Origin of the sequence: Mycobacterium sp. P7213 (genome assembly GCF_900604305.1) — a bacterium.
Taxonomy (GTDB): domain Bacteria; phylum Actinomycetota; class Actinomycetes; order Mycobacteriales; family Mycobacteriaceae; genus Mycobacterium.
This window is the reverse complement of the sequence record NZ_UWOA01000014.1, coordinates 59,787-80,380: the sequence shown is the minus strand read 5'-3', so window position 1 is coordinate 80,380 and position 20,594 is coordinate 59,787. Positions and strand designations below refer to the sequence as shown.

General features: G+C 68.7%; 20 protein-coding genes. 12 read left to right on the top strand and 8 right to left on the bottom strand.

The window, feature by feature from the left end:
* Positions 1–45 precede the first annotated feature (45 nt).
* Together EJK91_RS07430 and EJK91_RS07425 are read right to left on the bottom strand one after the other, a co-directional pair.
* Complete coding sequence (locus tag EJK91_RS07430; protein WP_024443978.1) at positions 46–504, bottom strand: SRPBCC family protein; 459 nt, start codon at positions 502–504, stop codon at positions 46–48.
* 32 nt (positions 505–536) lie between these two features.
* Positions 537–806 (bottom strand): DUF2530 domain-containing protein, encoded by a 270-nt coding sequence (locus tag EJK91_RS07425; RefSeq protein WP_024443979.1) that lies wholly within the window; start codon positions 804–806, stop codon positions 537–539.
* Positions 807–845: 39 nt separating this feature from the next.
* Between EJK91_RS07425 and EJK91_RS07420 the strand changes: the two genes are divergently transcribed.
* Both EJK91_RS07420 and EJK91_RS07415 read left to right on the top strand, forming a co-directional pair.
* Positions 846–1,679 carry a TrmH family RNA methyltransferase gene (locus tag EJK91_RS07420; protein WP_024443980.1) on the top strand — a complete coding sequence of 278 codons (834 nt, stop codon included), beginning with the start codon at positions 846–848 and terminating at the stop codon, positions 1,677–1,679.
* Complete coding sequence (locus EJK91_RS07415) at positions 1,676–1,951, top strand: DUF2537 domain-containing protein (protein ID WP_024443981.1); 276 nt, start codon at positions 1,676–1,678, stop codon at positions 1,949–1,951. Before EJK91_RS07420 ends, EJK91_RS07415 begins: the two co-directional genes overlap by 4 nt.
* On the opposite strand, the gene sepH is transcribed toward EJK91_RS07415, so the two are convergent.
* Together sepH and serC are read right to left on the bottom strand one after the other, a co-directional pair.
* A complete protein-coding gene (gene sepH / locus EJK91_RS07410) occupies positions 1,942–2,718 on the bottom strand; it encodes a septation protein SepH (protein ID WP_125078591.1) in 777 nt (258 codons plus the stop codon). The genes EJK91_RS07415 and sepH overlap by 10 nt on opposite strands.
* 113 nt (positions 2,719–2,831) lie before the next feature.
* Positions 2,832–3,950, bottom strand: a complete 1,119-nt coding sequence (gene serC / locus EJK91_RS07405) for a phosphoserine transaminase (RefSeq protein WP_024443983.1) — start codon at positions 3,948–3,950, stop codon at positions 2,832–2,834.
* A 186-nt stretch (positions 3,951–4,136) separates the two neighbouring features.
* Between serC and EJK91_RS07400 the strand changes: the two genes are divergently transcribed.
* The gene (locus EJK91_RS07400; RefSeq protein WP_024443984.1) at positions 4,137–5,177 is read left to right on the top strand and encodes an AurF N-oxygenase family protein; all 1,041 of its coding nucleotides are present in this window, start codon (positions 4,137–4,139) and stop codon (positions 5,175–5,177) included.
* Between the two features lie 15 nt (positions 5,178–5,192).
* On the top strand, positions 5,193–6,884 hold the full coding sequence (locus tag EJK91_RS07395) for an FAD-dependent oxidoreductase (RefSeq protein ID WP_125078590.1): 1,692 nt from the start codon (positions 5,193–5,195) through the stop codon (positions 6,882–6,884).
* Between the two features lie 8 nt (positions 6,885–6,892).
* Here EJK91_RS07395 and EJK91_RS07390 read toward each other — a convergent pair whose 3' ends face one another.
* A complete protein-coding gene (locus tag EJK91_RS07390; protein WP_024443986.1) occupies positions 6,893–8,008 on the bottom strand; it encodes a citrate synthase 2 in 1,116 nt (371 codons plus the stop codon).
* Between the two features lie 85 nt (positions 8,009–8,093).
* Here EJK91_RS07390 and pdxH point away from each other — a divergent pair, with 85 nt between their 5' ends.
* The 5 genes from pdxH to arfA all read left to right on the top strand — a co-directional run bounded on the left by pdxH (position 8,094) and on the right by arfA (position 12,341).
* On the top strand, positions 8,094–8,753 hold the full coding sequence (gene pdxH / locus EJK91_RS07385) for a pyridoxamine 5'-phosphate oxidase (protein WP_277424717.1): 660 nt from the start codon (positions 8,094–8,096) through the stop codon (positions 8,751–8,753).
* A gap of 16 nt (positions 8,754–8,769) precedes the next feature.
* Positions 8,770–10,053 (top strand): MFS transporter, encoded by a 1,284-nt coding sequence (locus EJK91_RS07380; RefSeq protein WP_125078589.1) that lies wholly within the window; start codon positions 8,770–8,772, stop codon positions 10,051–10,053.
* A gap of 108 nt (positions 10,054–10,161) precedes the next feature.
* Entirely contained in the window at positions 10,162–11,460 is a 1,299-nt protein-coding gene (locus EJK91_RS07375) for a citrate synthase (RefSeq protein WP_024443989.1), read from the top strand.
* A 5-nt stretch (positions 11,461–11,465) separates the two neighbouring features.
* Positions 11,466–11,834, top strand: a complete 369-nt coding sequence (locus tag EJK91_RS07370; RefSeq protein ID WP_024443990.1) for an FKBP-type peptidyl-prolyl cis-trans isomerase — start codon at positions 11,466–11,468, stop codon at positions 11,832–11,834.
* The gene (gene arfA / locus EJK91_RS07365) at positions 11,835–12,341 is read left to right on the top strand and encodes a channel-forming protein ArfA/OmpATb (protein ID WP_024443991.1); all 507 of its coding nucleotides are present in this window, start codon (positions 11,835–11,837) and stop codon (positions 12,339–12,341) included.
* 19 nt (positions 12,342–12,360) lie between these two features.
* Here arfA and EJK91_RS07360 read toward each other — a convergent pair whose 3' ends face one another.
* Both EJK91_RS07360 and EJK91_RS07355 read right to left on the bottom strand, forming a co-directional pair.
* The gene (locus EJK91_RS07360; RefSeq protein ID WP_024443992.1) at positions 12,361–13,695 is read right to left on the bottom strand and encodes a HAMP domain-containing sensor histidine kinase; all 1,335 of its coding nucleotides are present in this window, start codon (positions 13,693–13,695) and stop codon (positions 12,361–12,363) included.
* Positions 13,696–13,712: 17 nt separating this feature from the next.
* Positions 13,713–14,414: a response regulator transcription factor gene (locus EJK91_RS07355; protein WP_109413587.1), complete on the bottom strand. Its 702-nt coding sequence runs from the start codon at positions 14,412–14,414 to the stop codon at positions 13,713–13,715.
* Between the two features lie 147 nt (positions 14,415–14,561).
* On the opposite strand from EJK91_RS07355, the gene EJK91_RS07350 reads away from it, so the two are divergent.
* From EJK91_RS07350 to EJK91_RS07340, 3 genes are all read left to right on the top strand, one after another.
* Complete coding sequence (locus tag EJK91_RS07350; protein WP_241178641.1) at positions 14,562–16,286, top strand: ABC transporter ATP-binding protein; 1,725 nt, start codon at positions 14,562–14,564, stop codon at positions 16,284–16,286.
* Positions 16,283–18,046, top strand: coding sequence for an ABC transporter ATP-binding protein (locus EJK91_RS07345; RefSeq protein WP_241178640.1), 1,764 nt, complete (start codon positions 16,283–16,285; stop codon positions 18,044–18,046). The genes EJK91_RS07350 and EJK91_RS07345 overlap by 4 nt, the downstream gene beginning before the upstream one ends.
* Before the next feature lie 194 nt (positions 18,047–18,240).
* Positions 18,241–19,095: a DMT family transporter gene (locus EJK91_RS07340; RefSeq protein ID WP_192830991.1), complete on the top strand. Its 855-nt coding sequence runs from the start codon at positions 18,241–18,243 to the stop codon at positions 19,093–19,095.
* On the opposite strand, the gene EJK91_RS07335 is transcribed toward EJK91_RS07340, so the two are convergent.
* On the bottom strand, positions 19,092–20,585 hold the full coding sequence (locus EJK91_RS07335; RefSeq protein ID WP_125078586.1) for a carboxyl transferase domain-containing protein: 1,494 nt from the start codon (positions 20,583–20,585) through the stop codon (positions 19,092–19,094). The two genes, EJK91_RS07340 and EJK91_RS07335, sit on opposite strands and share 4 nt — an antisense overlap.
* Positions 20,586–20,594: the final 9 nt, after the last annotated feature.

Below are 20,594 nucleotides of genomic sequence, written 5' to 3'. Positions count from 1 at the left end.
TATCCTGCCCGTTTCAGGGGACGTTACTCTGCCGCCACGGGGGCGTCAGGCGTTCTCCGCGGCGGCCTTGATCTTGCTCAGTGAAGCGTTCATACCCTCGACCAGCTCGCGTTCGAAGGTCGGCGTCCCGCCCATGAACTTGCCCACCAAAAACGCGGAGACCGCGGTGGTGTTGCCGTTCTCGACGTGCCGACTCTCGACGACCCGCGTGCCGGTGGCGGTCGGCTCGAGCTCGTAGCTCCACACACTGTGGTTCTCGGTGACGCGGAAGGCCAGCTTGCGCTCCGGGATGTACTCGGTGATCACAGAGCTGGTGGGCCAGTACATCCGTCCGCGTCGGTTGAAGTTGATCGTGCGGGTGCCCGGGCGCACCACGCCGAGCGGCTTCATCCACCGGCACTGCGGGCTCCACTCGGGCATCCGCCGGAAGTCCGAGATCAGTGCCCAGACCTTGGCCACTGGGGCATTGATGTCGACCTGTGCCGTCAACAGCGGGGCTGCCATGGCATTCCTCCTCGAATTGTCGGTTCGTAACTCTATTCGTGTTCCAGTCCGGTTTGGGCTCCCCGCGCGCCGCGTCGTGCTGCCGCGCGCTGCCACAGAAAGACCGAGGTGCCCACCATGCCCGTCGCCAGGCCCGCCAGGCTCACCGGCCGCCACCCTTCCAGCGCCGGCACCGTGAACGCGGCGAGGGTTGCCAAGCAGAAGCCGGCGGCGCCGGCGCCGATCACGGGCCAGACCCGCAGCAGCGCGGTCGGCAGCGGTGGCGGCTGAAGGGAGGGCTCCGGGGAGTGCTGAGGGGTCATCGCCGTTGACGTTAGCGCCTCGCCGGTAAAGTTCCCGCAGTGGCCAGGCGCGTCGATGTTGTCGATATCGACGACCCCGGCGATTCCCGGCTGGATGACTTCCGCGATCTGAACAGCATCGATCGTCGCCCGGACCTGCCCACCGGCAAGGGGCTGGTGATCGCCGAAGGGGTGCTGGTGGTGCAGCGGATGCTGGCATCGCGGTTCATCCCACGGGCGCTGCTGGGCACCGATCGGCGGCTGACCGAGTTGGCGCTCGACCTGACCGCACCTGATGCCCCGGACGTCCCGTATTACCGGGTGTCCGCCGAGGTGATGGCCGAGGTGGTGGGCTTTCACCTCAACCGCGGTGTGTTGGCCGCCGCCTCGCGGGTGTCGGAGCCGTCGGTGGGTGATCTGGTCGCCGGGGCCAGGACGATCGCGGTGCTCGAAGGCGTCAACGACCACGAGAACCTCGGTTCGATCTTCCGCAACGGTGCCGGGCTGGGTGTGGACGCGGTGGTGTTCGGCAGCGGCTGCGCCGACCCGCTCTACCGGCGCTCGGTGCGGGTCTCGATGGGGCATGCCCTGCTGGTGCCGTTCGCCCGTTCGGCGGACTGGCCCGGGGATCTGACGATGCTGCGCGAGCAGGGTTTCCGGCTGCTGGCGATGACTCCGGACCCGCGGGCGGAGCTGTTGTCGAGCGCGATGACAAAGGTGCGCGACGAACCGATCGCGGTGCTGGTCGGTGCGGAGGGTCCGGGCCTGTCGGAGCGGGCGATGCGCGCCAGCGACATCCGGGTCCGCATCCCGATGTCGCGGGGCACCGACTCGCTCAACGTCGCCACCGCCGCCGCGCTGGCGTTCTACGAGCGCATTAGGCTGCCGGAATGACGCCCGCCCCCAGTACGCCGTGGGGGACGGGTCTGACTGTGGCGGGGTTCGTTGCGGCGGTGACCGGCACCGCGACCGCCGTGTTGAGCCTGGGCCTGCTGCGGGTCCACCCGGCGCTGGCGGTGGCGCTCAATCTGATTGCGGTGGGCGGGCTGGCGCCCACGGTGTGGGGCTGGCGGCGCACACCCGTGCTGCGATGGTTGGCCTTGGGCGCCGGAATCGGCGTAGCGGGCGCGTGGCTGGTGCTGCTGGCGCTGGCTGGTCAGCGCTGACCGGTCGAGCGCACCCCGAGCAGGACGTCCTCCCAGCCCGGGACCTCGGGCTTGCTGCGGCGGGCGCGAGTCCCCGTCCGCTGCTGCACCGGCTCATCTTCGACCACCGCGGGGGCGGCCGGAGTCTCGAAGTCCAACTCGGCCACTGCGGCCACCGGCCGCAGCGGGCGGCCGAAGCCCGGGTCGATCAATTCCATGGCGGCGTCATCGACCGCGGTCACCGTCCCGCCGTGCGCACCCGGACTGAATAGGAAGTGCGCGACGTTGTCCGAGCGGCCGGCCTTCCACGCCAGCTGCACCGTCCAGCGCCCGTCGTCGTTGCGCCACGCGTCCCAGTTGCTGCTGTCGGAGCTCAGACCCCGCGACACCAGTGCGGAGGTGACGACCTCCAGCAGGGTCGGCACTGCCGGGCCGTCGGCCAGCACCGGGTGCGCAGCGGTCGCGAGCTCCGCGGCACGGGATCGCTCCAGCAGCACCGGGTGGGCGAAGCGTTCCACGCGGGCGACGTCCACGCCGGCCGCGGCGGCCACCTGCTCGACCGACGCCCCGGCACGGATGCGCGCCTGGATGTCTTTGGGACGCAGCATGCTGCTGCCCGCATCGGCCGGATGCTGTCCGACGCGGTGTCCCTCCCCACGGACCGCGCCGCGCAACCGGTCATCGATACGGACCCGGAACATCTCGGTGTGGTCTTCGCCGTCTCCGGCGCTCTCGCAGATGATGTGCTTGCCGTCGACGTCGAGGCCGATGGCCCTCAGTTCCCGCATGACTTCTCCTTGCGAACGCCCGGTTACGTGCGGACTCTAGTCCAGTGAACGACCCCACCCGTCGTGACACGCGGGCGTTATAACGATCTGATTACAGGCGCTCAGAGCCTCGCTCAGAGGCGTTCGACCACCCAGTCCACGCATTGGGTCAGGGCGCTCACGTCGTCGGGCTCCACCGCCGGGAACATCGCGACCCGCAGCTGGTTGCGGCCCAGCTTGCGATAGGGCTCGGTGTCGACGATGCCGTTGGCCCGGAGCACCTTGGCCACCGCGGCCGCATCCACCTCGTCGACGAAGTCGATGGTGCCCACGACCTGCGAGCGCAACGCCGGGTCGGCGACGAACGGGGTGGTGAAGGACCGCTCCTCGGCCCACGAGTACAGCCGCTGCGACGAGTCCGCGGTGCGCTTGACCGCCCAGTCCAGTCCGCCGTTGCCCAGCATCCAGTCCAGCTGTTCGGCCAACAGCGCCAGGGTGGCGATCGCCGGGGTGTTGTAGGTCTGGTTCTTGGTGCTGTTGTCCACCGCGATCGGCAAGGACAGGAACTCCGGCACCCACCGGCCGGATGCGGCAATGGTCTCGATGCGGGCCAGCGCGGCCGGGCTCATGATGGAGAGCCACAGCCCGCCGTCGGAGGCGAAGTTCTTCTGCGGCGCGAAGTAGTACGCATCGACCTCGGTGATGTCGACCGGCAGGCCGCCGGCCCCCGAGGTCGCGTCGATGACGACCAGGGCATCCCCGGAACCGCTGGGCCGGCGCACCGGCACCGCCACTCCGGTCGAGGTCTCGTTGTGCGCCCAGGCGATCACGTCGACCGACGGGTCGGACTGCGGCTCGGGGGCGCTGCCCGCGTCGGCCTTGATGACGATCGGGTCGCCGACGAACGGGTTCTTGGCCACCGCCGAGGCGAACTTCGCGCTGAACTCGCCGTAGGTCAGGTGCAGTGAGCGCTTGTCGACCAGACCGAACGCCGCAGCGTCCCAGAAAGCCGTCGACCCGCCGTTGCCCAGGACCACTTCGTAGCCGTCCGGCACCGAGAACAGTTCGCGCAACCCGGAGCGGACGCGGCCGACCAAGTCTTTGACCGGTGCCTGACGGTGGGAGGTGCCGAACAGTGGCGCCGCGGTGGTGACCAGCGCGTTCAACTGCTCAGGGCGGACTTTCGACGGCCCGCAGCCGAACCGTCCGTCAGCGGGCTTGATGTTGTCCGGGATCGTGAGCTGCTCAGCCATGGGCTCTAGCGTAGACAGCGGGCGGCGCTGCCTCGCAGGGCAGGTTTATTGTGATGTAGATCACCCAAAGTACTCGACACCTGTCACGCCCACAGTGTTGATTCGGAGTCTGGACGGGTACCCAGTACCTGCGGTACCGTTGTACATACGCCTAGTAAATGTAAACGACTGGTGGAGGTGTCCCCGATGGCTCAGAAAGCCGCTCGAACCCGAATCGTGCGCCGGTGGCGAGCCAACATGGAAGTGACCGACGACGCGAACTACGTCGAGATCCTCAACACGTTGTCGGAAGGGTCGGTGCGACGGAACTTCAATCCGTATACCGACATCGACTGGGACACGCCCGAGTTCAAGGTCACCGAAAACGACCCGCGCTGGATCCTGCCCGGTACCGACCCGATCGGCCGGCACTGGTGGTACCAGGCCCAGCCGAAGGACGTCCAGATCAAGATCGGCATGTGGCGCCAGGCCAACGTCGCCAAAGTCGGGCTGCACTTCGAGTCCATCCTGATCCGCGGCTTGATGGAATACGCGTTCTGGGTGCCCAACGGCTCGCCCGAGTACCGCTACTGCCTGCACGAGGCGGTGGAAGAGTGCAACCACACCATGATGTTCCAGGAGATGGTGAACCACATCGGCGCGGACGTGCCGGGTATGCCGCGGTTGCTCAAGTGGGTGCAGCCGTTCATCCCGCTGGTCGCCGGACCGCTGCCGATCCCGTTCTGGTTCGGCATCCTCGCCGGCGAGGAGCCCATCGACCACATTCAGAAGGCCATCCTGCGCGAAGGCAAAACCCTGCACCCGATCATGGAACGGGTGATGGCCATTCACGTGGCCGAGGAGGCGCGGCACATCTCCTTCGCGCACGAATACCTGCACAAGCGCATTCCGAACCTGCCCCGTCGCAAGCGGTTCTGGCTCTCGCTGTACGTTCCGATCGTGATGCGGATCCTGTGCTCGGCGATCGTGGTGCCGCCCAAGGCGTTCTGGACCGAGTTCGACATTCCGCGTGAGGTCCGCAAGGACATCTTCTTCCGGTCGGCCGAGGCTCGACAGATGTTGCAGGACATGTTCGGCGATGTCCGGATGCTCTGCCACGACACCGGCCTGATGAACCCGATCGCCAAGTTGGTGTGGCGGATCTGCCGGATCCACGGCGCGCCGTCCCGGTTCCGCAGCCAGCCGCAGCGTGCGCATCTGACGCCCGTTGCCGCCTCGGTCGCGTAGCGACACCCACAGGTCATGCCGCACGTAATTACCCAGGCGTGTTGTAACGACGCGTCGTGTGTGTTCGCCTGCCCGGTCAACTGCATCCACCCCACGCCGGACGAGCCCGCGTTCGCCACGTCGGAGATGCTCTACATCGACCCGGATGCGTGTGTGGACTGCGGAGCCTGCGTGCGGGCCTGCCCGGTCGACGCGATCGTCCCGCACACCAAGGTGATGACCGAACAGTTGCCGTTCGTGGAGATCAACAGGTCGTTCTACCCGGAACGGCCTGAAGGGGTGAAGCTCCCGCCGACCTCCAAGCTGGCGCCCATCCTGCCGGCCGCCGAGCTGCATCAACGCGGCAAATATCCGCTGACCGTGGCTATCGTCGGCTCCGGCCCGGCGGCCATGTACGCGGCCGACGAACTGCTGACCCAGCAGGGCGTGCTGGTGAACGTTTTCGAAAAGCTGCCCACCCCGTACGGGTTGGTGCGGGCCGGCGTCGCCCCGGATCACCAGCGCACCAAGCTGGCCACCCGGTTGTTCGACCAGATCTCCGCGCGCCGCGGATTCCAGTTCTTCCTCAACGTCGAAGTGGGCAAGCACCTGGGCCACGCGGACCTGCTGCAGCACCACCACGCCGTGCTGTACGCCTCGGGTGCCCTGCACGACCGGCGACTCGAGATCGACGGGATGGATCTGCCCGGAACGGGCACCGCAACCGAGGTCGTCGGCTGGTACAACGGACATCCCGAATTCGCTGATCTACCGGTCGATCTCAGCTGCGAGCGGGTGGTGATCGTAGGCAATGGCAACGTCGCTCTCGATGTGGCACGCGTCCTCACCGCCGACCCCGACCGGCTGGCCCGCACCGACATCGCCGACTACGCGCTGGCAGCGCTGCGGGACTCGGCTGTTTCCGAAGTGGTGATCGTCGCCCGGCGCGGCCCGGCCTCCTCCGCGTTCACCCTGCCCGAGTTGGTGGGGCTGACGCAGACCGCTGAGGTGGTACTCGACGCCGAGGACCATGCCCGGGTGCGCGAGGACCTGGCAACCGTTCAGGACACCTTGACCCGGCAGAAACTGGAGATATTGAGCAAGCTGGGCGATGCCTCGGCGCCGATCGCCCGTCCCCGGATTCGATTCGCCTACGAGTTGACCCCGGCCCGGGTTCTCGGCGATGACCGTTGCAGCGCAGTGGAGTTCACGCTCACCGGAACCGATCAGGTGCGACGCATCGACGCCGGCTTGGTGTTGACTTCGATCGGCTACCACGGAACGCCCATCGCCGACCTGCCGTTCGACGACGCTGCCGGCGTCGTCCCGAACGAGGGCGGCCGCGTCATCGACCCGTCGACCGGGGAGCGAGTTCCGGGAGCGTACGTCTCGGGCTGGATCAAGCGCGGTACCAACGGGTTTATCGGCTCCAACAAGTCCGACTCGCTCAAGACCATCCAGACGCTGGCCGCCGACTACAACGCAGGCCTGCTGACGGAGCCGATCGCCGGACCGCGGGCAGTCGCCCGGATGGTGCACGCCCACCAGCCCGACGTCATCGACGCGGCCGGCTGGAAGGCCATCAACGACGCCGAAATCGCCCGCGGCGAAGCCCAAGACCGCCCGCGGGTGAAGTTCACCCGGGTGCCGGACATGCTCGACGAAGTCAAGGACCACTCGGATCTGCCCCTGTTGCAGAACCTGCTCGGTGCGCTGCGGCGGCGCTGAACCGCCCGTCAGCTCTTGGTGACGTGCTCCCAGCCCGCAACGGATTCCGCGCTGCGCGGCCCCGGACCGACGTAGATCGCCGACGGGCGCACCAGCTTGCCCAGCCGCTTCTGCTCCATGATGTGGGCGCACCAGCCCGCGGTACGGCCACAGGTGAACATCGCCGGCATCATCGCCGGGGGAACCTCGGCGAAGTCCAGGATCACCGCCGCCCAGAACTCCACGTTGGTCTCGATGGCCCGGTCGGGGCGACGCTCCCGAAGCTCGTCCAGCGCCGCCTGCTCCAGTGCCGCTGCCACCTCAAAACGCGGGGCCGACAGACGCTTGGCGGTGGCCCGCAGCACTCGGGCGCGCGGGTCTTCGGCGCGGTACACCCGGTGTCCGAAGCCCATCAGCTTCTCGCGCCGGTCCAGGATGCCCTTGACCACCGCGCGCGCGTCACCGGTGCGCTCCGCCTCGGCGATCATCGGGATCACCCGCGCCGGGGCGCCGCCGTGCAGCGGGCCACTCATCGCGCCGATCGCTCCGGACAGCGCGGCGCCGACGTCGGCGCCGGTGGAAGCGATCACCCGGGCGGTGAACGTCGAGGCGTTCATGCCGTGCTCGGCCGCCGACACCCAGTAGGCGTCGATCGCCTCGGTGTGCCGCGGGTCGGGCTCGCCGCGCCAGCGGGTCATGAACCGCTCGGTGATGGTGGCGCACCCGTCGATCGTCTGCTGCGACACCGCGAGCTCCTGGCCCCGGGCCGACTGCGCGACATAGGACAGCACCATCACCGACGCGCGGGCCAGCTGATCGCGGGCGGTGGCGTCGTCGGTGTCCAGCAACGGCTCAAAACCCCACTGCGGCGCCAGCATCGCCACCCCGGCCTGGGCGTCGACCCGGACGTCACCGGTGCGAATCGGCAGTTCCAGCGGCTCGGCGGGCGCCAGCGGGCGGTTGAAGTCGCCGTCGACCAACAGGGCCCACACATCGCCGAAGCCGACCTTGCCGGCCAGGTCCTCGATGTCCACGCCGCGGTAGCGCAGCGCGCCGCCGTCCTTGTCCGGTTCGGCGATTTCAGTGGTGAAGGCAACGGTGCCTTCCAGGCCGGCGACAAAGTTCTCCGGGACCGCAGCAGTCATGCCCTGGATTCTTCCACCCCGGCGCCCAGCCGTTGCTACCGGCCGGTAACGACGGCTGGTCTGCGGCGGGGCGTAGCGTTGTGCGGTGCACAGGACCGGCCCCGACAACGAGCACCTGGCGGCGATGCGAGTGGAATATCAGGAGAAGGACAACAGCGGTGACCTTGACGCGGACTGGCTCGAGGAGGGCTGGGAGGTTCTGCTGCGCAACTGGATCGGCGACGCCGAGCGCGCAGGGATCTCCGAACCCAACGCCATGGTGCTGGCGACGGTCGAAGCCGGCCGTCCGGTCAGTCGCTCGGTGCTGTGCAAGAACCTCGACGAGAACGGTGTGACGTTTTTCACCGACTCCGACTCCGCCAAGGCTGCCGAGCTGGCGTCGACACCGTACGCATCGGCCACTTTTCCCTGGTACCAGTTGGGCCGCCAAGTCCACATTCGCGGACCGGTCACCCAGCTCGACGAGTCGGTCAGCGCCGAGTACTGGGTGCACCGACCGCGGGCGTCGCAGCTGGGTTTCTGCGCATCGCAGCAGTCGCAGCCGATCGCGTCGCGAGCCGCACTGCTGGCGCAGCTGGACGCCGTGACGGCCCAATTCTCTGGTGCCGAGGCGATCCCCGCGCCGCCGAACTGGCGTGGCTATCGGATCGCCCCGGAGGTGGTGGAATTCTGGCAGGGCCGGGAAGGCCGGTTGCACAACCGGATTCGGGTGACCGGCGGGCGGGTGGAGCGACTCCAGCCGTGACTCCGGTGCCGCCGCGATGAGAATCTTCGCCGACACCACCCCGCTGCGCAGCCCCGACTTCCGGCGGTTGTGGGTGGCCGGAATCCCGACCGTCATCGGGGCGAACCTCACCATCTTCGCGGTGCCGGTACAGATCTATGCGCTGACCCGCAGCTCGGCCTACGTCGGGCTGTCGGGACTGTTCGCCCTGGTGCCGCTGGTCGTCTTCGGTTTGCTCGGCGGCGCCTGGGCCGATGCCATGGACCGGCGCAAGCTGCTGATCATCGCCTCCTGCGGGCTGGCGGCGGCCTCCCTGCTGTTGTGGGTTCAGGCCGCGGCCGCGCTCGACAACGTGTGGGCGGTGCTCGTACTGCTGGGTGTCCAGCAGGGGTTCTATGCGGTCAATGCCCCGACCCGGTCCGCGGCGATTCCCCGACTGGTGGCCGGCAAGGACCTGCCCGCCGCCAATTCGCTGAACATGACCGTCATGCAGTTCGGGGCGATCGTCGGGCCCCTGCTGGCCGGGCTACTGCTCGGCTGGGTAGATCTGTCCACCCTGTATCTGATCGATGCGGCGACGTGCATCTTCCCGATCTGGGCGACGTTTCGGCTGACGCCCATGCCCCCGATCGAGCGGGCCGGACCGTCCAGCTTCGGGATCACGGCCGTGCTTGACGGGTTCCGTTACCTGGCCGGCAACACCGTGGTGCTGATGTCGTTCGTGGTGGACCTGATCGCGATGATCCTCGGCATGCCCAGGGCGCTGTTCCCGCAGATCGCGAGCGCGGACTTCGGCGGCCCGGTCGAGGGCGGCACGACCATGGCGCTGCTGGCCGCGGCGATGTCGGCCGGGGCGGTGCTCGGCGGGGTGTTCTCCGGGTGGCTGCCGCGGATAACCCGTCAGGGCCTGGCCGTCGTGGCCGCGATCGTGGTCTGGGGAGTGGCCATGATCGGTTTCGGATTTGCGGTCGGGCATGGCGGCGGGCACGCGGGCCGAGCGCTGTGGGTGGCGCTGGTGTTCCTGGCGGTCGGTGGTGCCGCGGACATGGTCTCGGCGGCGTTCCGCTCGACGATGCTGCAGCAGGCCGCCTCCGACGAGATCCGCGGCCGGCTGCAGGGGGTGTTCACCGTGATCGTCGCCGGTGGCCCACGGCTCGCCGATGCGGTGCACGGCGCGGCCGGGGCGGTGGTGGGGACGGCCGCGGCGTCCGCCGGTGGCGGGGCGCTGGTGGTGGTGGGCGTGATGCTTGCGGCCCTGGCAGCGCCCGCCTTCCTGCGCTATCGCCGGCCCGGCGATGTGCACCCACCGCCGCCACCGTAACGCCGATACGGGATACCTCGGCCCCGGGCGGGCGCGCTGGGCTGGAACCGACTACCTTTTCCTATACACGCCCAATCTGGTCAGCCGAATAGCGCAAAGGGGTTCCTTGTGGCCGCAACCGATGACACCGCCACTCTCCGGTATCCGGGCGGCGAGCTAGAACTGCCGATCGTCGAGGCGACCGAGGGGTCCGACGCTCTCGCCATCGGTTCGTTGCTCGCCAAGACCGGCTACACCACATTCGACAATGGCTACGCCAACACCTCGCCGGTCAAGAGCGCCATCACCTACATCGACGGTGACGCCGGCATCCTGCGCTACCGCGGTTACCCGATCGAGCAGCTGGCTGAGAAGTCAACCTTCATCGAGGTCAGCTACCTGCTGATCTACGGCGAGCTGCCCACCTCCGACCAGCTGGCCGCGTTCACCGGCCGGATTCAGCGGCACACCATGCTGCACGAGGACCTGAAGCGGTTCTTCGACGGCTTCCCGCGTAACGCCCACCCGATGCCGGTGCTGTCGAGCGTGGTCAACGCCTTGAGCGCCTACTACCAGGACTCGCTGGACCCGTCGGACAACGACCAGGTGGAACTGTCGACTATCCGGCTGCTGGGCAAGCTGCCCACTATCGCCGCCTACGCCTACAAGAAGTCGGCCGGCCAGCCGTTCCTGTACCCGGACAACTCGCTGAGCCTGGTGGAGAATTTCCTGCGGATGACCTTCGGCCTGCCCGCCGAGCCCTATGAGGCCGACCCCGAGGTGGTCCGGGCCCTGGACATGCTGTTCATCTTGCACGCCGACCACGAGCAGAACTGCTCGACATCGACGGTGCGGCTGGTGGGCTCCTCGCGGGCCAACCTGTTCACCTCGATCTCCGGTGGCATCAATGCGCTGTGGGGCCCGCTGCACGGTGGCGCCAACCAGGCGGTATTGGAGATGCTCGAGCAGATCCGCGACCAGCAGAACGGCAACGTCACCGACTTCGTCCACAAGGTCAAGAACCGCGAAGACGGCGTCAAGCTGATGGGCTTCGGCCACCGGGTCTACAAGAACTACGACCCGCGGGCGCGCATCGTCAAGGAACAGGCCGACAAGATCCTCGGCAAGCTCGGCGGTGACGACGAACTGCTCAACATCGCCAAGGACCTCGAAGAGGCCGCGCTGACCGATGACTACTTCGTGGAGCGCAAGCTCTACCCGAACGTCGACTTCTACACCGGCCTGATCTACCGGGCGATCGGTTTCCCGGCGCAGATGTTCACGGTGCTGTTCGCGCTGGGCCGGCTCCCCGGCTGGATCGCGCACTGGCGCGAGATGCACGACGAGGGCGACAGCAAGATCGGCCGGCCCCGCCAGATCTACACGGGCTACACTGAGCGTGACTACGTCGGCATCGGCGGACGGTAACCACTATGGGTGACCCTGCCAAGCCACAGATCACCGTTCCGACCGGACCGGCACCCGCCGAGCTGGTCATCGAGGACATCGTCGTCGGGGAAGGCCCGGCGGCCGTCCCCGGCGGGGTCGTCAACGTGCACTACCTCGGCGTCGACTACGACAGCGGCGCGGAGTTCGACAGCTCGTGGAACCGCGGGGAATCGCTGGAATTTCCGCTGGACGGGCTGATCGCCGGGTGGCAGGACGGCATCCCGGGCATGAAGGTGGGCGGCCGGCGTCAGCTGGTGATCCCACCGGAGCTGGCCTACGGTCCCGATGGAACCGGCCATCCGCTGGCCGGAAAGACCCTGGTCTTCGTGATCGACCTGCTCGGCACACGCTGAGTGCGCGCCCGGCTGATCGGGGCGGCGCTGGCAACGGCGCTGCTCGCTGCGATCGGTTACGGCCTACTGGAACGCGCGCACCAACCCGCCGCCGACCCGCAGCCCGCCGCCGTGCCGGCAGCACCGGTGCCGGTGTCGGTGATCCGTCACGGCAGCGAATTCACCCTGGCCGGAGACGTGGCCGATCCGGCGGCAAAACGAGAGCTGTTGGACGCGGTTTTGACCTTGAGCGATGAGGTCACCGTTATCGACCATCTCGCGGTGGTGCCGACAGCGGTGCCCGTCGACTTCTCCGGCGCGGCCCCGGTGTTCGAGGCGGCCGCGGACATCGGCGATTTCACGGTGGCGATCACCGGCGACACCGTGACGCTGGGCGGGACCGCGGCGAAGCCGGACGAAGCGGCCGCCGTGCAGGCCGCCGCCGAAGATGCCTGGGCTCCGGCCCACATCGTCAACGAGCTCGCAACCAGCTCCCAGGGCGGGCAGAAGTCCACCGCAAACGGCTGATTACCCGGGCGCAGTGCGTTCAGCGCGGCGGCGGGAGCCGCAGCAGCAGGCGCACTCCGCCCAGCGGACTGTCTTCCAAAGTCGCCGTGCCGCCGTGCAGTTCGGCTTGCTGTGCCACCAGCGCCAGCCCGAGTCCGGACCCCGAATGCGACGCGGTCGACCCACGCGAGAACCGCTCGAAAACAATGCGGCGCTCTTCCTCGGGAAGCCCGCCGCCGTTGTCGTCGATGGCGATCTCCACGCCTTCGCGTGAAGTGACTGCCGACAGCTGCACCTCGGTCGCACCGCCGTGTTTGACCGCGTTGGCGATCGCGTTGTCCACCGCCAGCCGTAATCCGGCCGGCAGCCCGACGATGATGCAGGTCGGTGACGGCACCAGCGAGACGTTCAAATCGGGGAAGACCCGCATCGCGTCGTGGGCCGCCCGGTCGAGCAGATCGGTGATGTCCACCGGTACGTGATCGTCGGAGGTCGACAGTTCGCCCTGCGCCAGCCGCTCCAGAGCCGACAGCGTCGCCTCGATCCGCGTCTGGGTGCGCACGACGTCGTGCAGCACCTCCTTGCGCTGGTCGTCCGGCAGGTCCAGGGTGGTCAGCACTTCGAGATTGGTGCGCATCGCGGTCAACGGGGTGCGCAGCTCATGGGAGGAGACCGCAGCGAAGTCCCGTGCGGAGGCCAGTGCCTCTTGAGTGCGGTCGCGCTCCTTCCAGATCCGTTGCAACATGCCGCGCATCGCCTCGGCGATCTCCACCGCCTCGGTGGCGCCGCGCACCTCGATCTCCGGCCGTTCATCGCCGGCGTCGATCGATCGCGCCTGCTGCGCCAGCCGTCGCAGCGGTCGTACCGCGAACGCGGTCAGCAGCCAGCCCAGCAGCGCGGCCGCGCCGATCGCGACGGTACAGAGCAGGATCACCCGGCGGTGCAGGTTGTTGGTGTCGGCGAGGGTGGCTTCGTAGGTGGCGCCGACGGCGAGCGACCGTGGCCCGGGTCCGGGAATGTCGACGGTGCGCACCCGGTAGCTCACGCCGTCGATCTCGGTGTCGGCGTAGCCCGGCTCGAGCTCCGGCAGCACCACCGAGGAGTTCGACGTCACTTGGTTGGCCCGGCGCAGGGTGATCACCGCATCGGTGGCGCCGGCCGAACGGGGCAGTTCACCCAAGCCGATCAGCGGGACGGTCAGCCCGGCCGCCTCGTCGAGCCGGCGGTCCAGCCAATACTTGCGGTCGTTGGTGATACCGACCCACACGATGGCGCCGATGATGACCGTCACGATCGCGGTGCCGATCGCCGTGGCGAGCATCACCCGGGTCCGCAGCGACGGTGTTCTGGCGAAGATGCGTCGCAGCAGTTTCATGACGTTCACGCTTGTCCTCACTGCGTTCGCAGGACGAAGCCGACCCCGCGCACGGTGTGCAGCAGCCGCGGAGCGCCGCCGGCTTCCAGCTTGCGCCGCAGGTAGCCGATGAACACGTCGACGACGTTGGTGTCGGCGGCGAAGTCGTAGCCCCAGACCAGCTCGAGCAGCTGAGCGCGCGACAACACCGCGGTCTTGTGCTCGGCGAGAACGGCGAGCAGGTCGAACTCCCGCTTGGTCAAGTCCACGTCGACGCCCTTGACCCGCGCGCGACGGCCCGGGATGTCGACTTCCAGCGGACCCACCGTGATGGTTTCCGAGGAGGAGCTGGCCGCCGACCCGCGCCGCCGCAGCATTGCCCGGACCCGGGCCACCAGCTCGGCCAGCACGAACGGCTTGACCAGGTAGTCGTCGGCACCGGCCTCGAGGCCGGCCACCCGGTCGTCGACCGAACTGCGTGCGGACAACACACAGACCGGCACGTCGTCACCCATGGCCCGCAGTGCCGTCACCACGCTCACGCCGTCGAGCACGGGCATGTTGATGTCGAGCACGATGGCGTCGGGACGGGCTTCCTTAGCGCTGCGCAACGCTTCGGCGCCATCGGCCGCCGTCGCCACCTCGAAGCCGGACAGTCGCAGTCCGCGTTCCAGCGAGGCGAGCACGTCGGAGTCGTCGTCGACGACCAAGACCCGGGGAGAGGCAGCGGCATTGTCCATGGTCGCCATTTTGCCTGAACATGGCCGTTGAGCGCGGGATGTGCTGCGGGTCGGCGCTCTGGATCTAGGGTCGAGTCCGTGAAACCGGCGTCCGCGCTGCGCAGCCTGCTGCCCTACCTGCGCCCCTACCGGGCGCGGTGGATCACCATGGTGACGGTGGCCGTGCTCTGCCTGGCCGCCGCCGTGGTGATCCCGCTGATGACCAAGGCCGTCATCGACGGGCCGGTACTGCACCGGGACCAGCCCGGGCTGTGGACGCTGGGCACGGCGGCGACCGGGCTCGGCGTGCTCGAGGCGCTGCTGTGGTTCGTACGGCGCTGGCTGATCGCGCACGGCACCATGGGTGTGGAAGCCGACATCCGCAAGGACCTCTACGCCCGGCTGCAGGTCCTGCCGCTGACCTTTCACGGCCGCTGGCAGTCCGGCCAGCTGTTGTCGCGGATCATGAACGACCTGTCCGCGGTGCGCCGCTTCCTGTCGTTCGTGGTGGTGTTTCTGGTGCTCAACACGGTGCAGATCATCGTGGTGACGGTCATTCTGCTGGTGCTCTACTGGCCGCTGGGTGTGGTGGTGTGCGCATCGATCGTGCCCGTGATGCTGGCCATCCAGCACTTCCGGCGCCAGTACACCCGGCTGACGCGCCAAGCGCAGGACCAGGCCGGCCAGGTCGCCACCGTCGTCGAGGAGTCCGCGGTAGGACTGCGCACCATCAAAGCGTTCGGGCGTGAGGACTACGTGTTCGCCGGCTTCGACGCCCAAGCGACCAGGCTGCGCGACCTGGGCGTCGAGAAGGTGATGGTGTCGTCGAAGTTCTGGACGCTGCTGGAGGTGATCCCGAACTTCACCCTGATCTCCGTGGTCGGGTTCGGCGCGTACGCCGCCGGCCACCACCTGGTGACGATGGGCACCCTGGTCGCATTCATCACGCTGATGCTGTCGCTGATCTGGCCGCTGTCGGCGCTGGGCTTCCTGCTGTCGGCCACCCACGAGGCGATGACCGCCGCTGATCGGATCACCGAGATCTTCCGCGCGCCCCTCGAGATCACCGACGGGCACGACCCGGTGCCGCCGGTGGGCCGCCTGGAGTTGCGCGACGTCGGGTTCCGGTTTGACGCCGAGGCGGATGCTGCCGGCCCGGGTGCGCCCTGGGTGCTGCGCGGGGTCAATCTCACTGTCGAGCCGGGCGAGACCGTCGCCCTGGTTGGCGCCACCGGCTCGGGGAAGTCGGTGCTGGCGATGCTGCTGTCCCGGCTCTACGACGTCACCGAGGGGCAGATCCTCATCGGTGGCCGCGACATCCGGGCGCTGACACTGGCGGCGCTGCGCTCGGCGGTGGTGACAGCCTTCGACGACCCCACCCTGTTCTCGATGTCGGTGGCCGAGAACCTGCGGTTGGGGAGGCCCGATGCGAGCGAGGCGGAGCTGGCCCGCGCCCTGGCCGTGGCGTCGGCCGACTTTGTCTACGACCTGCCGTCCGGGCTGGACACCCGCATCGGAGAGCAGGGCATGAGCCTGTCGGGCGGGCAGCGGCAGCGACTGTCGCTGGCCCGGGCCCTGGTCGCGGCGCCAACGATCCTGGTGCTCGACGACACGCTGTCGGCCCTGGATATGCACACCGAGGCCGCCGTGACCGATGCGCTGCGCCAGGCGCTGGCGACCGGGCCGCAGCCGATCACCGCGCTGGTGGTGGCCAATCGGGCGTCCACCGTGGCGCTGGCCGACCGGGTGGCGCTGGTCGAGGACGGGACCATCACCGCGGTCGGCACCCACGCTGAGCTGCTGGCCGCGGTGCCGCGGTACCGCTACCTGCTCGCGGCAGACGACGAGCTCGACGACGGCGCCGAACACCTCGTCGACTGGGCGCGCCGGTGACGGCCGAGCCGGGCCGGGCCGCGGCGCGGGCCCTGCTGTGGTCGCTGCTGCGTCCCTACCGCGGCGTCGCGTTGTTGCTGGCATTGGCCGTATTGGTGGAAAACGCTGCCCGGCTGGCGGTTCCGTTGCTGGCACAGCGTGGCATCGACCGGGGAATTCCACCGATCGCCGCGGACGGTTCGGCCCGGCAGCTGAGTGTGATCGTGATTGCGCTCGCGGGGGTTGTGCTCACGCAGGCCGGCACCCGGATGGCCTTTCTGCAGTGGTCGGGCAAGATCGGCCAGCAGGTGCTACTGGAGTTGCGCAGACGGGTCTTCCGCCATTTCCAGCTGTTGGACGTGGAATTCCACGAGCGCTACACCTCGGGGCGGGTGGTCAGTCGGCTGACGAACGACGTCGATGCGATCCAAGAGATGCTGCAGTCCGGGCTCGACGGACTGGTCAGCGCCGCGCTTACGATGGCGGGTACGGCGGTGTTGCTCATCATGTTGGACTGGCGGCTCGGCCTGATGTGTCTGACCGCGTTCCCGGTGCTGGTGGTGTTGCTGCGTTGGTTCCAAGAGGAGTCCGCCAAGACCTACACCGAGGTTCGCGAGCATGCGGCGCGGGTGATCGTGCAGTTCGCCGAGACCATGACCGGGATCAAGGCGGTACAGGCCTATCGGCGTGAGGCCCGCAATCAGGAGATCTTCACGGCGGTCGCCGACCGCTACCGTGCGGTCAACGAGCGGGCCTTCAAACTGGTCGCGATCTTCTCGCCCGGCATCAAGCTGGTCGGCAATCTCACCACCGGTGTGGTTCTGCTCTACGGGGGCTGGCGAGTTCTGCACGGGCACATGACGATCGGGACGTTCACCGCGTTCCTGCTCTATCTACGGATGTTCTTCGATCCGATGCAGGACATCAGCCAGTTCCTCAACATCTTCTCCTCGGCGACCGCGGCGCTGCAGAAACTGGCCGGAGTGCTGGCCGAAAAGCCCGCCGTCACCGATCCGGTTGGTCCGCGGACCATGCCTGGTGAGGTGCGTGGCGGGATCGCTTTGCACGACGTGCATTTCGGCTACCGGGATGGCCAGTCGGTGCTGGCCGGCCTGTCGCTGAACATCCCGGCCGGCCAAACCGTGGCACTGGTCGGCAGCACCGGCGCCGGCAAGTCCACCATCGCCAAGCTGATCGCCCGGTTCTACGACCCGGCGTCGGGAGCGGTGATGCTGGACGGCGTCGACCTGCGCGCGTTCACCCAGGCGGCGCTGCGGCGCCACGTGGTGATGGTGACCCAGGAAAACTTTCTCTTCACCGGCACCGTCGCCGACAACATCCGCTTCGGCCGCCCCGACGCGACCGACGCCGAGGTGGCCGCCGCGGCCACAAGCGTGGGCGCCGACGCGTTCATCACCGCCCTGCCCGACGGGTACGACACCGACGTCGCCAAACGGGGCGGGCGGCTCTCGGCCGGTCAGCGTCAGCTGGTGGCGTTCGCGCGCGCCTTCCTGGCCGACCCGGCAGTGCTGATTCTCGACGAGGCGACGTCTTCGCTGGACATCCCCGGCGAGCGGATGGTGCAGAGGGCGCTGCGCAGCTTGCTGACCCGACGGACCGCGCTGGTGATCGCCCACCGGCTCTCTACCGTCGAGATCGCCGACCGGGTGCTGGTCATCGAGGGCGGACACATCGTCGAGGACGGGCCGCCGGCCGAGCTGATCCGCGCCGAGGGACATTACGCTGCCCTGCACGACGCGTGGTTGCGTTCGCTGGGTTGACCTGCGGGCGCGAACGCTCGCGGGGTTAAATCCACGAGAATTTAAATTCGGCGACGTGCAAACATCGGTCGTCGGCTGCAAAGATCCCGCAAACGCCGGGGGTTCTGGGTTCACCGCGCACTTAGGCTTTCCGCCGTGATGGTCACATCGAACGTTAAGGGCGCCGCGACTGCCGAGGCTGCCAAGGCAGCCGCGTGATCGGCTCGCCTACCGCGCAGGGACTGGCGTTGGCGTCGGCCACCAGTTTCGGGATCAGCGACTTCGTGGGCGGTGTCGCGTCGCGGCGGGTTGCTGCGCTTCGAGTGGTATTGGTTTCCACCCCGGTTTCGATGGTGATGCTCGGTTTGCTCGCGCTGATCGGCGGCGGGCACATCACCACCAGCACGGTCGTCTTGGGCATGCTCGGTGGACTCAGCCAGGCCCTGGGCATCTGGTGGTTCTATGCCGCCATGGCCGCCGGTCCGATCTCGGTGGTTTCGCCCCTGGCTGCGGTGGTGGATGCCAGCGTGCCGGTGTGCGTCGGGCGGATGCTGGGGGAGCGGCCCGGCATGCTCGCCAGCGCCGGTATCGCGGTGGCATTGGGTGCGGTGGTGTTGATCAGCTGGCACGCCGGCGACGACGGTGTCCATCGGCCGGGGCTCAGCCACCGCGTGCTCTGGTTAACGGTCGCCTCGGGGGTGGCCCTGGGATTGAACTTCGTCTTCCTGGACCGCACTCCGGCGGATTCCGGGCTGTGGCCGCTGTTGTTCGCGCGTGGCGCGGCCACAATCCTGGTGATCGCGGTGGCGGCGATGAGCCGCAATCTCAGCGTGCCGACGGGCACCCCGTTGCGGTTGGCGTTCCTGATCGCCCTGCTCGACACCGCCGCCAACGTCACCATGCTGTTCGCGTTGAAGCTCGCGCTGCTGTCACTGGCCAGCGTGCTGATCTCGCTGTACCCGGCCGCCACGGTGATCTTGGCGGTCGTCCTGCTGGGGGAGCGGGTGCGTCTGCGGCAGGTGATGGGGATGGTGCTGGCCGGGGTGGCCGTGGCGATGATCACCGGTTAGGGATTCGGCAAGCCGATCCGCCGGTAGCGCTCCAACCGGGCCGCCATCCGCTGCGCGGCGGGCACCCCGCGCAGCGCGTTCAGCTCGACGGCGATGGCGCGCGACATTCGCTTGGCGAAGTCGATGGGCTCGTCGGCGGCGTCCGGGTGCTCGGCCACGATCACATCCACAATCCCGTGGGCCTGCAGATCCGCCGACCGGATGCCCTGCGCGGCGGAGAGTTCCGGGGCGTGGTCGGTGTCGCGGAACACGATGGCACTGGCGCCCTCCGGCGGCAGCGGCGCCAGCCAGCCGTGCAACGCCGCCAGCACCCGATCCGCGGGCACCATCGCCAGCGCCGGCCCGCCACTGCCCTGGCCCAGCAGCACCGACACCGTCGGCACCTCCAGGGTGACCAGCTCGGCCAGGCACGCCGCGATCTGGGCCGCCAGTCCACCCTGCTCGGCCTCCACCGACAGCGCCGGGCCCGGGGTGTCGATCACCAACACCAGCGGCAGCCGCAGGCCGGCGGCCAGGGCCATGCCGCGGCGGGCATCGCGCAGCGCAACCGGATCGGTCAGCCGATCTGCGCCCCGCAGCTGCCCCAACACCACGGCGGGCTGGCCGCCGAAGCGCGCCAATGCCAGCAAGGTCGTGGCGCCGCGCTCGGTGCTGCCGGTCCCCGACAGGAACACTCGCTCGGTGGCGCCGTGCCGCAGCAGAAACGCGACGCCGGGCCGATCGGGACGCCGCGACGCGCATACGGAGTCCCACGCCGGGATGTCAGGAATCGGCACGGGAGCCGGGTCCAAAGCCGCCGTCGCCGGAGCCGGTCCCGGATCCTCGAGCATTACCTTCAGCGCCCGCGAGCAGGTGCGCCGTAGCCACTTCAGCGGGATGACGCCGTCGATCACTCCGTAGGCCTGTAGGTTCTCAGCGGTCTGGACACCCGGCGGGAACGGGGCACCGTAGAGCTGTTCGTAGACTCGCGGCCCCAGGAAACCCACCAGTGCGCCCGGTTCAGCCAGCGTGACGTGCCCCAGTGAGCCCCAGGAGGCGAACACCCCGCCGGTGGTGGGATCGCGCAGGTAGACCAGGTAGGGCAGGTGAGCGCGCTTGTGCAGCTCGACGGCGGCGGCGATCTTCACCATCTGCAGGAAAGCGACGGTGCCCTCCTGCATCCGGGTTCCGCCCGAACTCGGCGACGCCAGCAGGGGCAGTCGTTCGGCGGTGGCCCGCTGGATCGCGGCGGTGATCCGCTCGGCGGCCGCCACCCCGATCGAGCCGGCCAGGAAGTCGAAATCGCTGGCGATCACCGCGACCCGGCGACCGTTGATCCGGCCCTCGCCGGTCAGGACCGCCTCGTCGCGGCCGCTGGCCGCCCGGGCCGCGGCCAGCTCGGCGGCATAACTCTCACTGACCGGCACGGTCAGCGGAGCGGCGTCCCAACTGAGGAACGAACCGCGGTCCAGCACCGCGTCGCGCACTTCGTCGGCCCCGGTCCGGCTCACAGCATGAGG